The organism is Mixta tenebrionis, from assembly GCF_006517625.1.
Taxonomy (GTDB): Bacteria; Pseudomonadota; Gammaproteobacteria; order Enterobacterales; family Enterobacteriaceae; genus Mixta; species Mixta tenebrionis.
This window is the reverse complement of the sequence record NZ_VHQI01000003.1, coordinates 401,779-414,873: the sequence shown is the minus strand read 5'-3', so window position 1 is coordinate 414,873 and position 13,095 is coordinate 401,779. Positions and strand designations below refer to the sequence as shown.

Annotated in this window: 14 protein-coding genes; 5 read left to right on the top strand and 9 right to left on the bottom strand. The window is 56.0% G+C overall.

The genetic code is table 11. The features are described 5' to 3' along the window. Window positions 1–274: 274 nt before the first annotated feature. Window positions 275–520 (bottom strand): hypothetical protein, encoded by a 246-nt coding sequence (locus FKM52_RS07465; RefSeq protein ID WP_141175559.1) that lies wholly within the window; start codon window positions 518–520, stop codon window positions 275–277. A gap of 1,075 nt (window positions 521–1,595) precedes the next feature. Between FKM52_RS07465 and ahpC the strand changes: the two genes are divergently transcribed. After that, complete coding sequence (gene ahpC, locus FKM52_RS07460) at window positions 1,596–2,159, top strand: alkyl hydroperoxide reductase subunit C (protein WP_141175558.1); 564 nt, start codon at window positions 1,596–1,598, stop codon at window positions 2,157–2,159. Window positions 2,160–2,230: 71 nt separating this feature from the next. After that, window positions 2,231–3,799: an alkyl hydroperoxide reductase subunit F gene (ahpF, locus tag FKM52_RS07455; RefSeq protein ID WP_141175557.1), complete on the top strand. Its 1,569-nt coding sequence runs from the start codon at window positions 2,231–2,233 to the stop codon at window positions 3,797–3,799. Window positions 3,800–3,877: 78 nt separating this feature from the next. Here ahpF and FKM52_RS07450 read toward each other — a convergent pair whose 3' ends face one another. Beyond that, window positions 3,878–4,648: a glucose 1-dehydrogenase gene (locus FKM52_RS07450; RefSeq protein WP_141175556.1), complete on the bottom strand. Its 771-nt coding sequence runs from the start codon at window positions 4,646–4,648 to the stop codon at window positions 3,878–3,880. A gap of 306 nt (window positions 4,649–4,954) precedes the next feature. Between FKM52_RS07450 and FKM52_RS07445 the strand changes: the two genes are divergently transcribed. Together FKM52_RS07445 and FKM52_RS07440 are read left to right on the top strand one after the other, a co-directional pair. After that, window positions 4,955–5,848 carry a LysR family transcriptional regulator gene (locus FKM52_RS07445; protein WP_141175555.1) on the top strand — a complete coding sequence of 298 codons (894 nt, stop codon included), beginning with the start codon at window positions 4,955–4,957 and terminating at the stop codon, window positions 5,846–5,848. Between the two features lie 25 nt (window positions 5,849–5,873). Next, entirely contained in the window at window positions 5,874–6,797 is a 924-nt protein-coding gene (locus tag FKM52_RS07440; protein ID WP_141175554.1) for a LysR family transcriptional regulator, read from the top strand. Here FKM52_RS07440 and FKM52_RS07435 read toward each other — a convergent pair. From FKM52_RS07435 to FKM52_RS07425, 3 genes are all read right to left on the bottom strand, one after another. After that, window positions 6,794–7,183, bottom strand: a complete 390-nt coding sequence (locus FKM52_RS07435) for a hypothetical protein (protein WP_141175553.1) — start codon at window positions 7,181–7,183, stop codon at window positions 6,794–6,796. The genes FKM52_RS07440 and FKM52_RS07435 overlap by 4 nt on opposite strands. Window positions 7,184–7,224: 41 nt before the next feature. Next, the gene (locus FKM52_RS07430; RefSeq protein ID WP_141175552.1) at window positions 7,225–8,070 is read right to left on the bottom strand and encodes an arylamine N-acetyltransferase family protein; all 846 of its coding nucleotides are present in this window, start codon (window positions 8,068–8,070) and stop codon (window positions 7,225–7,227) included. Window positions 8,071–8,157: 87 nt separating this feature from the next. Next, window positions 8,158–8,376, bottom strand: a complete 219-nt coding sequence (locus FKM52_RS07425) for a hypothetical protein (RefSeq protein ID WP_141175551.1) — start codon at window positions 8,374–8,376, stop codon at window positions 8,158–8,160. A gap of 191 nt (window positions 8,377–8,567) precedes the next feature. Between FKM52_RS07425 and FKM52_RS07420 the strand changes: the two genes are divergently transcribed. Beyond that, window positions 8,568–9,731: an esterase gene (locus FKM52_RS07420; protein WP_280115547.1), complete on the top strand. Its 1,164-nt coding sequence runs from the start codon at window positions 8,568–8,570 to the stop codon at window positions 9,729–9,731. A 30-nt stretch (window positions 9,732–9,761) separates the two neighbouring features. Here FKM52_RS07420 and metC read toward each other — a convergent pair whose 3' ends face one another. From metC to FKM52_RS07400, 4 genes are all read right to left on the bottom strand, one after another. Further along, window positions 9,762–10,937 (bottom strand): cystathionine beta-lyase, encoded by a 1,176-nt coding sequence (gene metC / locus FKM52_RS07415; protein ID WP_141175550.1) that lies wholly within the window; start codon window positions 10,935–10,937, stop codon window positions 9,762–9,764. A gap of 143 nt (window positions 10,938–11,080) precedes the next feature. Continuing rightward, window positions 11,081–11,530: an ATP-binding protein gene (locus tag FKM52_RS07410; RefSeq protein WP_141175549.1), complete on the bottom strand. Its 450-nt coding sequence runs from the start codon at window positions 11,528–11,530 to the stop codon at window positions 11,081–11,083. 2 nt (window positions 11,531–11,532) lie between these two features. Then, the gene (locus FKM52_RS07405) at window positions 11,533–11,877 is read right to left on the bottom strand and encodes an STAS domain-containing protein (RefSeq protein WP_141175548.1); all 345 of its coding nucleotides are present in this window, start codon (window positions 11,875–11,877) and stop codon (window positions 11,533–11,535) included. After that, window positions 11,874–13,094, bottom strand: a complete 1,221-nt coding sequence (locus tag FKM52_RS07400; protein ID WP_141175547.1) for a PP2C family protein-serine/threonine phosphatase — start codon at window positions 13,092–13,094, stop codon at window positions 11,874–11,876. The genes FKM52_RS07405 and FKM52_RS07400 overlap by 4 nt, the downstream gene beginning before the upstream one ends. Window position 13,095: the final 1 nt, after the last annotated feature.

The window sequence follows — 13,095 nt, the reverse complement described above, 5'->3', positions numbered from 1 at the left end:
TATAGAGGAAAAATCGCCTGCAATATTATATTGTAAAAAGGAACTTTCTTATCAATTAGGCCCGACAGCCCGTTTCCGGGCGTAATAAAATTCATAACGCCGTGTGGAAAAATCAATAAACCAGATATGGCTTAAATAACCCTCTCTCGCCGGGAAACAGTAAAACCGCTGCGAAGAATTTTTTCGTAGCGGTTATATTTACCGATGCCGTTATTTTATCGGTTAATAAAATACGGCATTATTTTTTATAACCATTCTGGTTAAACCGCAATGGTTAAAGCGCGTATTTCTTCTCAAGAGCCTTAATGAAGGTATTCTTCAGCTTTTCTGAGGTCAGCTGATTAAGCTGTGACTCCGTAGTTTTTCCAATATCTGTCCCGATGTTTTTTCCCAATTCGAGCGCCTTAGCGTTATTCGGAAACATTGATCCATACTTATTTTCATAATAACTAACGATCATATCCTGAATCGCACCGGCACCGCTTACTTTACAACATAAGGAATCGTTTAGCGTTCTCATGATGGCTCCTTTATCTGTGAACGTAATGACTTATAAGTTTTTCTTTTTAATAAATCGCAGGCTGAGAAGTTCCCCCGCCTTGATTATTATTCCTGTTTCAGCGCTGAACGAATACCATTATTCGCGCCATTTTTGTAAGAAAACGCAAAAAAAAGAGCTTTTTCTGATAAAGCCGGCGTTATATCAACCGACTCGCGATAAACCCTGTTTAATTTCGCTAATAAACTGGCGGCTATAAAAGTGAAAGCCAATACCAGCGGATTAAAAAAAATTCAGAGCTATCCGTGCTATCCGTCTTTGACCGCTGATATTTTTATATGGTCAGATCTGTTTTTAGCGCTGGCACAGCCGTAAAACGCCTGCTGCGTGGCGATAGTTGCCGCAGGAGGTAGCGCTACAATATGCGCAGCCGAAGTAGCGAGCGCCTTAATTCGCTCGTCCCGTTCAGGATATTGTCGCCTCGCTCTAAGTGCTGCGGCGTTAACCGCCAGCTTTGACGTCGCAGGCCGCTATTCGCGCCGGGTTTTACCCTGGGCGGTACTCTGTTCCATACCGGCTGCCGTTTGTTTCAGCTCAGCCAGTCAGTTATTTTAATGCGGCGAAGCAAAGGCATCTCTCTTAATACTGTGATGATCATCACAACTATTGCCAACTTTAGCGATAACATCAGCGTTGCTGCTAGTTTGTTCAGCCAGGAAACCGCCGATATCTTTTTTCTGCTAATAGGTTATCTTCAAAGGCGTACCGCTACCGAAAAAAACGGAAGAGTGAAGCTTAAGCTTTGCGTAGCGCATCACAACGCGACGGATAAGCGACAAGCCTAACACGTAATCAGGCTGGATTGTCCTGCACTGCCCGGCGTATGATGGGGGCGGTCAGACTAACCGGCTTAAGGTTTACTCTGTCGCCGCAGGAAGAAGTAAGGATCGATCGCAGAAGGCCGAAAATAAACCATTACGATATCAGACGCTAACGGCTTGTTAGGTTTTACTTATTGATTCGATAATGGATACGCATTAGATCTCTATCACGTTTTTCGGTAACTTTCACGCTAACCCAAATGGAGGAATAACAGATGTCTATCATTAACACCAAAATCAAACCGTTCAAAAACAGCGCATTCAAAAACGGTGAGTTCATTGAAGTGACTGAGAAAGATGTCGAAGGGAAATGGAGCGTTTTCTTCTTCTACCCGGCCGACTTCACTTTCGTTTGCCCGACCGAACTGGGCGACGTTGCTGACCATTACGCAGAATTCCAGAAAATGGGCGTAGACATCTACTCCGTTTCTACCGATACCCACTTTACCCACAAAGCCTGGCACAGCAGCTCTGACACCATCGCTAAGATCGAATACGCGATGATCGGCGACCCGACCGGCGCGCTGACCCGTAACTTCGACATTATGCGTGAAGATCAGGGTCTGGCTGACCGCGGTACTTTTATCGTTGACCCGGAAGGCATCATTCAGGCGGTTGAAATCACTGCGGAAGGTATTGGCCGTGACGCATCTGACCTGCTGCGCAAAGTGAAAGCGGCTCAGTACGTGGCAAGCCATCCGGGTGAAGTTTGCCCGGCGAAATGGAAAGAAGGCGAAGCGACTCTGGCTCCTTCTCTCGACCTGGTTGGTAAAATCTAAAAGCGCCACCGGCTTTTCGCTATTTATTTCATCGGGTGCTGCGGCACCCGATTTTTTGCCTGGAGACCCTCATGCTCGACACCACGATGAAAAACCAACTCAAGGCCTATCTTGAGAAATTAACTAAGCCTGTTGAGTTAATCGCCACGCTGGACGACGGCGCCAAATCCGCTGAAATTAAACAACTGCTGGGCGAAATCGCCGAGCTGTCAGAAAAAGTGACGTTCCGCGAAGATAACAGTCTGCCGGTACGTAAGCCTTCCTTTTTAATCACTAACCCAGGCAGCACTACCGGCCCACGTTTCGCCGGCTCGCCGCTGGGGCATGAATTTACCTCGCTGGTGCTGGCGCTGCTGCAAACCGGCGGACATCCCTCCAAAGAGGCGCAGGCGCTGCTGGATCAGATCCGTCAGCTGGATGATGACCTGCATTTTGAAACCTACTATTCGCTCTCCTGCCACAACTGCCCGGACGTGGTGCAGGCGCTGAACCTGATGGCGATTCTTAACCCGCGCATCAGCCACACGGCGATCGATGGCGGCGTGTTCCAGAATGAGATTCAGGATCGCAACGTAATGGGCGTGCCGGCGGTCTTCCTGAACGGTAAAGAGTTCGGCCAGGGCCGCATGAGCCTGACGGAAATCGTCAGCAAAGTAGACGTTAACGCGGATAAGCGCGCGGCGGATGAGCTGAACAAGCGCGACGCCTATGATGTCCTGATTATCGGCAGCGGCCCGGCGGGCGCGGCGGCGGCCATCTACTCGGCACGTAAAGGTATCCGCACCGCGCTGCTCGGCGAGCGTTTCGGCGGTCAGGTGCTGGATACGGTCGATATTGAAAACTATATCTCCGTACCAAAAACCGAAGGCGCTAAACTGGCAGGCGCGCTGAAAGCCCACGTCAGCGAATACGCTATCGACGTGATCGACAGCCAGAGCGCCAGCAAGCTGGTGCCTGCCAGCGTTGAAGGCGGCCTGCACGCAATTGAAACCGCCTCTGGCGCGGTGCTGAAATCACGCAGCATCATCATCGCCACCGGCGCGCGCTGGCGTAATATGAACGTTCCGGGCGAAGATCAGTATCGCACCCGCGGCGTCACCTACTGCCCGCACTGTGACGGCCCGCTGTATAAAGGCAAGCGCGTTGCGGTGATCGGCGGCGGCAACTCTGGCGTGGAAGCCGCGATCGATCTGGCCGGTATCGTTGAGCATGTGACCCTGCTTGAGTTTGCGCCGGCGATGAAGGCGGATGCGGTACTGCAGCAGAAAGTTCGCAGCCTGGAAAACGTGGATATCATCCTCAATGCCCAGACGCTGGAAGTGAAAGGCGACGGCAGCAAGCTGACCAGCCTGGAATATAAAGATCGCGTCAACGAGACGGTGCATCAGCTGGACGTGGCGGGTATTTTTGTGCAGATCGGCCTGCTGCCGAACACCACCTGGCTGGACGGCACGATTGAGCGCAATCAGATGGGCGAAATCCTTATTGATGCGAAGTGCGAAACCAGCGTCAAAGGCGTGTTTGCCGCCGGCGACTGCACCACCGTTCCGTATAAGCAGATCATCATCGCCAGCGGCGAAGGCGCAAAAGCCTCGCTCAGCGCACTTGATTATTTGATTCGCACGCAGCCGGTAGGCTAAACGATACAATTGTTAACGAACGGCGCCTGCAGGCGCCGTTTTTCGTTATCACCGCGATAACGGCGATCGTTCCGCGGTTTAGCGCACCGTATAACCGCCATCTACCGGTAGCGCATGGCCAATGACGAAACTTGCGGCCGGGCTGCACAGCCACAGCACCGCGGCGGCCACCTCCTCCGCCCGTCCCAGACGCGCCATCGGCACTTCTTTCATCAGCTCAGCCATGGCTTCAGGCTGGCTTTCCAGCATGCCCGTCACCATCGGCGTTTCGATAATGCCAGGGCAGACGGCATTAATGCGGATACCTTTCGGCGCATATTCCAGCCCGGCGCTTTTGGTCAGTCCGACAACGCCATGTTTCGAGGCATGATAAATACCACGTTCGGCAATTCCGACCAGGCCGCCCAGCGAAGAATTATTTACGATGGCGCCGCTGCCCTGCCGGCGCATCTGTAACAGTTCATATTTCATACAGTTCCAGATGCCGCGCAGGTTCACGCCCATTACGAAGTCATAATCTTCGGGCCTGGCGTCTGCCGTTTCTGCTACCGGACTCTGTACGCCTGCGTTATTAAAGGCAAAGTCCAGCCGCCCAAAGGCAGCAACCGTCCTGTCCACCATCGCTTCAACTTCCGCCATGTTCGCCACATCGCAGCGGATACCGATAGCTTTATGCCCGGCATCCGTCAGCGTCTTAGCCGCCGCTTTCGCCGCTTTCGCCGCTTCGCCGTTGACATCGGCAATGGCAACGGCGGCGCCGGATTCCGCAAAGGCCTGCGCCGCGGCGAGTCCCATACCGGAGGCGCCGCCGGTAATAAGCGCAACCTGATTAATAAAAGAATATTTCATATCAGCTATCCTCTAATCGATACGTTCAGACGAAGCGCTGCCCGTGCCAGCCAGCGCTGTCAGGCAATCAGGGCAAAGTAAAGATGACTTACGCACAATTCAGCGAGCCTGTCTGCCGCTGGTTTCACCTGTTGTGGTTGCGATTAATCTACGCCCTGCGCCAGTTAATAAAAAGCCAGCTAAATTCACATACTGCTATAAGTACAATTCATGAATCGCCAGTGGTAGTATCAGCGCTACGGCGATGTTCAGGTTACGACGCTGCGGCGCGCGCGACAGAACAGTAACAACAGGTGGAGATAACCTTTGCTACGTGACGATTACAGCGCGCTGTTTATTTTTATTCATGTGGCGCAGCAGCGGAGTTTTACCCGCGCTGCGGCCTGGTTAAGAATGTCGCAGCCTGCAGTGAGCTATGCGGTACGTGATTTAGAGGCCAGGCTCGGCGTTTGCCTGTTAATACGCAGCAGCCGCGGCGTGCTCCCCACCAAGGCCGGACGGCGTTTACTGGAGCGCATCGCCCCTGAATTTAGGGAAATAGATGAGGAAATTCAGGCGTTAAGCGAGCTGCGCGCGGAGCCTGCCGGCTCCATTCGCATTACGGCGATTGATTACGCCATCAGAAGCATCCTGTGGCCAAAGCTGGCAACCTTCCTTCCACAGTATCCGCAGATTAAAGTTGAACTGATTAATGAGTATCAGAGCGTGGATATTGTCGCTCACGGCTATGATGCCGGGGTACGATTTGGCCAGGAGCTGGCGCAGGATATGATATCGGTGCGCATCGGACCTGATATACGTAATATGGTGGTCTGCGCCGCCTCCTTTCTGGCGCAGGGCCGACGTCCGGAAACCCCCGCCGATCTTACCGGGCTTCGCTGTATCAATTTGCGCACCTCAACCTATGGCGGGCTTTACCAGTGGGAATTCAGCAAGGGGAAGCAGAGGATCAACGCGCGTGTAGACGGCGCGGTCACCTTTAATAATGCTTATGATATTCTTGAGGCGGCAAAAGCCGGCTTTGGTTTTGCCTATTTACCCGAAGATTTAGTGCGCCCTTATCTTTTACAGGGACAACTGATTTCTGTACTGGAGGCATGGTGTCCTGTCTGGCCTGGGCTGCACCTCTATTATCCAAACCGGCGCTACCCTTCGCGGGCGATGACCCTACTGGTTGATGCCGTACGCTATAGCGGTTGATCGCGTTATCACTAACGGAGAGCGGATGGCAGGCTATATATATCGCGATATCAGGGCGTTTCTCACGGTAGCGCACGAGCGCAGCTTTACGCGAGCGGCTGCGCGGCTCGGCGTGTCGCAGTCCGCGTTAAGCCACACCATTAAAACGCTTGAAACCCGTCTGGGGCTGCGGCTGTTAACGCGCACTACCCGCAGCGTTACGCCAACAGAGGCGGGCGAGCGTTTAATCCAGCGCGTCGCGCCGCGCTTAAGCGCCATTGACGAGGAGCTGGCTACTTTTAACCGTCCGCAAAATATGCTCGCCGTTACCGTGCGCCTTTCCGCATCAGATTATGCGTTCCACCGGATTTTGCGGACCAGGCTTTCTCACTTACGGACGAAATATCCTGAGATCAAAATTGAGATAACCATCGAGCCTGAACCGTTCGCTCAGCCTTATGACGCCGTAATAAGCTTCGGCGCCAGTATCGCCAAAGAGATGACAGCACTACGTATTACGCCGGATATCCGCATGGTGCTGGTCGCGGCGCCAGCCTGGCTGGCCAGCCATCCCCAACCTGAGGTTCCCGCCGATCTTACGCAACATGACTGCATTATTTTACGCTCGCGCGTTCAGGATACCGCTTTCAGCTGGGAGCTTGCTAAAAACGACCAGCGCGTGCTGGTACAGGTAAAGGGGCGGTGGATATTCAATTGCCTTCATCCGGTGGTGGATGCCGCCGTTATGGGAGACGGCATCGCCTGTATCCCGGAGGATACCGCCGCTCCCTGGCTTGCCAGCGGCGCGCTACAGGCCGTGCTTACCGATTGGTGGATAACGTTGCCGGGTCTGCATATCTGCTATGCCAGCCGTCCCCGCTTATCTCCCGCGCTGGCAAGCGTGGTCGAAGCGCTGCGCTACCCTGCGGAAGCGCCGCCTGCTGCCTACCCCGACTCAGCGCCCAGTTAATCATTGCGCATGCCGGGATCTTCATCGCTTACCGGCACCGGATCTTCCTCTTCGGTGCCGCTGCCCAGCTCATGCAGGCTAATCTGCTGTACCGGCGCGTTTTCGATCGATGCCAGCCAGCGGTCGCTGCGATCCGGCAGGCTGGTAAACTGGCCGTCAAGAAACAGGAAATCGAGCTGCTCGCCCAGCGCCAGCAGCATTTCTTCCGGCGAAGAGAAGTTTTCGCCGTGCAGATCGCTGCCGTCAATCTGATACCCGATCAGCCCATCGCGCACTTCGGCCTGGCCCAGCTCGATGATATGTCCATCAATGTTCTGCGCCAGAATGGCGCCGTCGCAGTAGAAAAGATTGTAGGGCATTAAATCCTGATTACGGTTAGCGGGCATACGTCCTCCTGGTTTGCATAAGGAGGATAAGTATAGCCGGGCTACAGGGCGCTGCTTTCCTCACGCTGCATCAGACGCGTCATCATCCCGATAAACGCCTCCTCGCTGATACCGTACAGCGAATGTTTCAGCCCCAGATGAAACTCTTCGTGCAGCAGCCGGTAAAGCGCCCTGAAATCGTCCAGCGTTTGACGTTCGCCCTTTCCGGCGGCGTAGCGGCTGAAGCGTTGGTTCTCCAGCGCCAGCTGGCCGCCGTCCGGCAGATAGCGCGCCGCCAGCAGGTGATGACGGAAATGAGAGTGCGGCCAGCTGTAAACAAAATGGTTGGCCATCAGATAGTCGGAAGAATATTGCGTCACCAAATCGAAGCGGTAGAGCGACAGCCATTGATCGCCGCGTCGGCGGCGCAGCAGCCACTCTTCTCCCAGCGACTGCAGCTGGTAGTCGCCGTGCGGCGTAGACTGTATGCTATCGGGCAGCAGACGAATCGGCGCGCTCAGCGTCGTCCCGCCAAATCCCGCATCGGCAATCCAGAACGCATTCTCCAGCTCTACCAGCAGCAGCATATGGGTACGCGGCGGCATCGCGGGCGGCTGGGCGATAACTACCCGTGCCGCCAGGCCGCGCGCCGTAAAGCCCATCGCCTGCAGCGCCAGCAACAGCAGGGAGTTATGCTCATAGCAGTAGCCGCCGCGGCGGGCAACCACCAGCTTTTCCTGAATCGCTTCAGTTTCCAGATGAATGGGGCGGTCAAGCAGCACGTCGAGATTTTCGAACGGAATCGCGCAGACATGCGCGTGGTGTATCTGCTGTAGTGAAGAGAGCGATGGGCGCGTCGGGCCGCTGTAGCCGATGCGTGCCAGATAAGCATGAAGATCAAACGCCATGATGTCGTCCTGGTGAAAATAATACTTTTTTTATAGCTGATATCTGGCAAAGCGGTTGTCGGTTGATGCGCTACCGTTCCGTTCATTTTATTTGATTAATCTCACGCTATTTTTCAACAGCTGCCGCGCGCGCCAGCAGTTAATCACCAGTTCATCATCGTCAGCGCTGTCCGCCAGCCCGCAGAGACGGGAGCAGAGCGCGTCGTAGCTTAACGGCCTTCTCTCCTGCGCCAGCGCGACGACCGCCTTGCCGACCAGCGCTAAAAACTCTTCATCCAGCTCAACTTCTTCAGATAACAATGCCAATTTTTCTGCCCTCCTGTAAAAAAATATCCTATAACTATGTACGCTCAAAAAATTTGGGCATCTCTGTAATCGATTTCTGAGACTTATCTCACGAGCCTTATTTCCGCGCGCCGCGGCAGCCGGAAACCGCGAGCCGTGAGAAAAACGCTCATTTTTCCCAGGCCCTCGCCCCAATAGCAAAAGAGATAACCATGAAACCGATGCGCTATGCCCCGCTGCTGTTGGTTCTGAGCTTTGCCGCGCAGGCGGCGCGCGACCTGCCCGTTTCCCCGCCGCAGACGCTGCCGGTCAGCGCCTGGCAGACGCGGGTAAACGCCGATCGCAGCATCACCTGGCGCCTCTACGCTCCGCAGGCCGGCAAGGTGGCGGTAGTGACCGGCGCAACGCCGCAATCTTATCGGGTTCAGCCGCTGCAAAAGGATGAGCGCGGCATCTGGTCATGGCGCAGCGCGCCGCTGGCGCCCGATCTGTATGAATATTTCTTCAGCGTGGACGGCATGCGCACCATCGATCCCTCAGGCGCGCTGCCTAAACCGCAGCGGCAGGTTAATACCAGCCTGATCCTGGTGCCGGGATCGCTGCTGGATGAGCGAAAGGTGCCGCACGGCGAGCTGCATACCCTGACCTATCACTCAGAAGCGCTGGGCCGGGAGCGTCAGCTCTATGTCTGGACGCCGCCGGGCATGGAGACGATGAACGCGCCGCTGCCGGTAGTCTATTTCTGGCACGGCTTTGGCGATAGCGGCCTTTCTGCCGTGGTGCAGGGGCGCATTCCGCAAATTATGGATAACCTGCTGGCGGAGAAAAAAATCGTACCGATGCTGGTGGTGATGCCGGATACCGAAACCGATGCCTCAGGCCTGATCCCCGAAGATATTGCGCCAGCGGATCGCCGGCGGGATTTCTATCCGCGCAACGCCGAAGCAGCCGATCGCGAACTGATGCAGGATATTATCCCGCTGATTAACCGGCGCTACTCCGTCAGGCAGGATGGTGACGGGCGCGCGCTGGCCGGGCTGTCGCAGGGCGGCTATCAGGCGCTGGTCAGCGGCATGACGCATCCTGAACAGTTCCGCTGGCTGGCCAGCTTCAGCGGCGTAACAACCGAAAGCGTGCCGAACCAGGCGGTCAGCGCGCGCCTGGCGCAGCCGCAGGCGGTCAATCAGCAGCTCAGAAACTTTACCCTGGCGACAGGCGAACAGGACAGCGTTACCGGCGCGGATATCGCCGGCCTGAAGCGCCAGCTGGAGCAGCAAAACATCCGCTTCGATTACGATTTTTACCCGCAGCGCGGGCACGAAATGGCGGTATGGCGTCCCGCCTGGATTAAATTTGTGCAGAAGCTGTTTCGCTGAGGCGGCACATATCGGGCCGCCTGGCTGGGGTTACCAAAGACGCTGAAGGCCCGCCTGCAGATCGTTTTTCAGATCGTCGATATCTTCCAGCCCAATTTGCAGGCGCAGCGTCATGCCTTGCGGCGCCCAGGCGGTGGCGGTACGGTATTCGGTGCAGTCAAAAGGAATAATCAGGCTCTCAAAGCCGCCCCAGGAGAAGCCAAGGCCAAATATATCCATATTATTCAGCATATTATCGACATTTTCCTGCGTAAAGCGCTCGTTAAGCACGACGGAAAACAGCCCGGTCGATCCGCTAAAGTACTTCTTCCAGTTTTCATGCCCCGGGCATTCGGCAAATGCCGGATGCAGCACCCTGCTCACCTCCGGCTGCGCCTTCAGCCAGCGCGCCATCTCCAGCCCTCTGGCCTCCGCCTCTTTCACCCGCAGGTGCATGATGCGCAGGCCGCGCAGCGCCAGAAAGCAATCCTCCGCGCCGGGCAGCATCGCCATCGCATCATAGGTCGCCCGTAAGGCGGGCCAGTGGGACGCGTTTGCCGACACCATTCCCATCAGCAGATCGGAATGGCCGCCGAGGTATTTGGTGGCCGCCTCTACCGATAAATCGATACCCAGCGCATGGGCCTGAAAGAAAATCGGCGTCGCCCAGGTATTATCGATAATGGTGCTGATGCCATGCCGCTTCGCCACTGCCACTATCGCCCCGATATCCTGCACCTCGAAGCTCTGGGAACCAGGCGATTCAAGCAAAATGACGCGGGTATGTTCTTTAATCAGCGACTCAATCTGCGCGCCCGCCAGCGGATCGTAATAGGTAGTGGTTACCCCATATTTTTGCAGGACTGAATCGCAAAAATTTCGCAACGGGCGATAAACCGAGTCGGTCACCAGAATATGGTCGCCGCTTTTCGTGGCGGCAAACAGCGCCAGCGCCAGCGCGCCGAGGCCGGAAGAGGAAATCACCGTTCCTGCCGCGTTACACAGCGCCGTCCAGGCATTTTCCAGATTAGCGATGGTTGGCGTTCCGGCGGTGCCGTAAGCAAATTTCGCTTTTTTATGTCGCAGATCGTCACAGTTGCGATAGACCACGGTAGAACCCCGATAAACCGGGGCATTAACAAATCCGCTTTGTTCCTCAGGATTTCTGCCCAGCATCGATAACTGCGTGCTTATATGTAACTTTTTCAGTTCAGCGCCGTCTTTCATCAGGTAGCCTTTCGCCAGGGTTGGTAAAATATCAGCTTACTTCCACCGTTAGTGTATATGAGGCGTAGCGAGTTGATTTATCACCAGCGGGAATAAGATATACCGAGTGGTAGTTTTACCCTGCGCGAGCCGTGAAACGATTTTTATGCGCCAGCAGGCGGCAGATTTTTTCGCAGTATCATCAGATTGGCGGCGCCCTGCTGCTGGTAGCTCACTTCATCGACGCAGTCGTAAATTAACCGCAGGCCGCGCCCGCTTTCCGCCAGCTCTGCCAGCGCTGCCGGCTCCGGCTGGCCGCCGCTGGCCGCCGCCTGCAACAGCGCCGGCGGTATCGGTTGTCCCTCATCGCGCAGCGTCACGATAACCTGTCGCACATCGGCGCTGAAAGTGACATGGTAACTTTCGCCTTTATCCTGACGATAGCCGTGGCGGATAATATTGGTCGCCGCCTCGCACAGCGCCAGATCGAGCATAAAGATCCAGCTTTCCGCCAGCTGTCGCGGCGCCAAAAACTGTCGCAGCCGTTCACCCAACAGCGGCAGACTGTTAAGCGTGGCGGGCAGCGTAAAGGCGCTGGCGCAGGGTTCGCTCATCGCTACCCCTTTCCATGCAGCGCCGCCAGCGCCTCGTTTTGCGTGGTACAGAGCGTGAAGACCCGATCCATACGCGTCAGTTTGAACATATTCTGAATATTAGGATTCAGCGCGCAGAGCGCCATTTCTCCCTTACCATTAATCGCCTTCAGCAATGAAATCAGCGTGCCCAGACAGCTGCTGTCAATAAAATCGACGCGGGAAAAATCCAGCAGCAGCCGCGTCTGCCCGGCGCTAATCTGCGCCATGACCTCATCGCGGAACGGCTTCGCCACCGAGGCGTCAAGCCGGCGCGTTACCGGGGTAATAATAGTGACATTGTCACTTTTTGCCATCTCCAGCTTCATAGCTTCTCCTCTGTTACGGGCAGATGTTCGATAATAAACAGGGATATATCGTCGGTAACGGTCGCCTGCAGCGCTTCCGCTTCGGCGCGCCAGCGGGCTAGCGCCGCGCTGATATGGGGAAACAGCTGCGCCAGCGGCGTTTGCGCTTCGATAGCCAGCAGCGTCTCCAGCCGCGCCTGGCCAAACAGCTCATGCTGCGGATTTTCACATTCGGTAATGCCGTCGCTGTAGAGACAGAGGCGATCGCCCGGCGCCAGCAAAAATGCCTGCTCATCCCACGTCAGCCCTTCCATCAGCCCAACCGGCATGCCGCCTTCGCCTACCGCGACCACCTCGCCGCCGGCGCGCACGATTAATGGCGTCGGGTGGCCCGCCTGGCACAGCCGCCCTTCTCCGCTGCGCGTATCCAGCACGCCGTATACCATGGTGAAATAGCTCAGCACCTCGTCATTTTCAGCACAGAAGCGCTGATTCAGGATGCGCACCACCTCGTGCGGCGCGGCAGGCTGTCCATGGGTGAACAGAAAGGGTTCCACGCTGCGGCCATGCAAAAACTGGCGCGCTACCGCCAGCGATACCATCGCCGCGCCGACGCCGTGACCGGCGACATCAACGCCATAAAAACCGACGTAGCGCTCGTTGAGCGGAAAGAGATTGAAAATATCGCCGGAAACGTAGGCGGAAGGCACAAACAGCCAGTCGGCGCAGTAGTCGCCGTGGCGCAGGTTATGGGCCGGCAGGATCGACTGCTGTAGCCGGGCGGCGGCCTGCAGATCGGTTTCAATCTGCTTCAACGCCTCGCTGAGTCGCGCATTGCGCGCCGCCAGCATCAGCTCCAGATCGAGAATCCGCTGTCCGGCATGTAACCGCGCCTGCAGCTCAATCTGATTAACCGGCTTGCGCAGAAAATCGTTGGCGCCCGCCTCAAAACCGGCGCGCAGATCGTCGATGCTTTCGCGGGCGGTCAGCAGGATCAGGTAGATATAGCGATCGCTGAACTGGGCGCGCACCCGGCGGCAGAGCGTCAGGCCGTCCATTACCGGCATCTCCCAGTCGCTGATCATCAAATTGATCGGCCAGCTCAGCAGCGCCCGCAGCGCATCTTCGCCATTCTCAGCCTCATAGACGCTGTAGCCCCACTGCTTCAGCAGCCCGGCGATCAGTCTGCGGTAGGTGGTGGAATCATCGACGATCAGGATGGTCTGGTCAGTTGACATA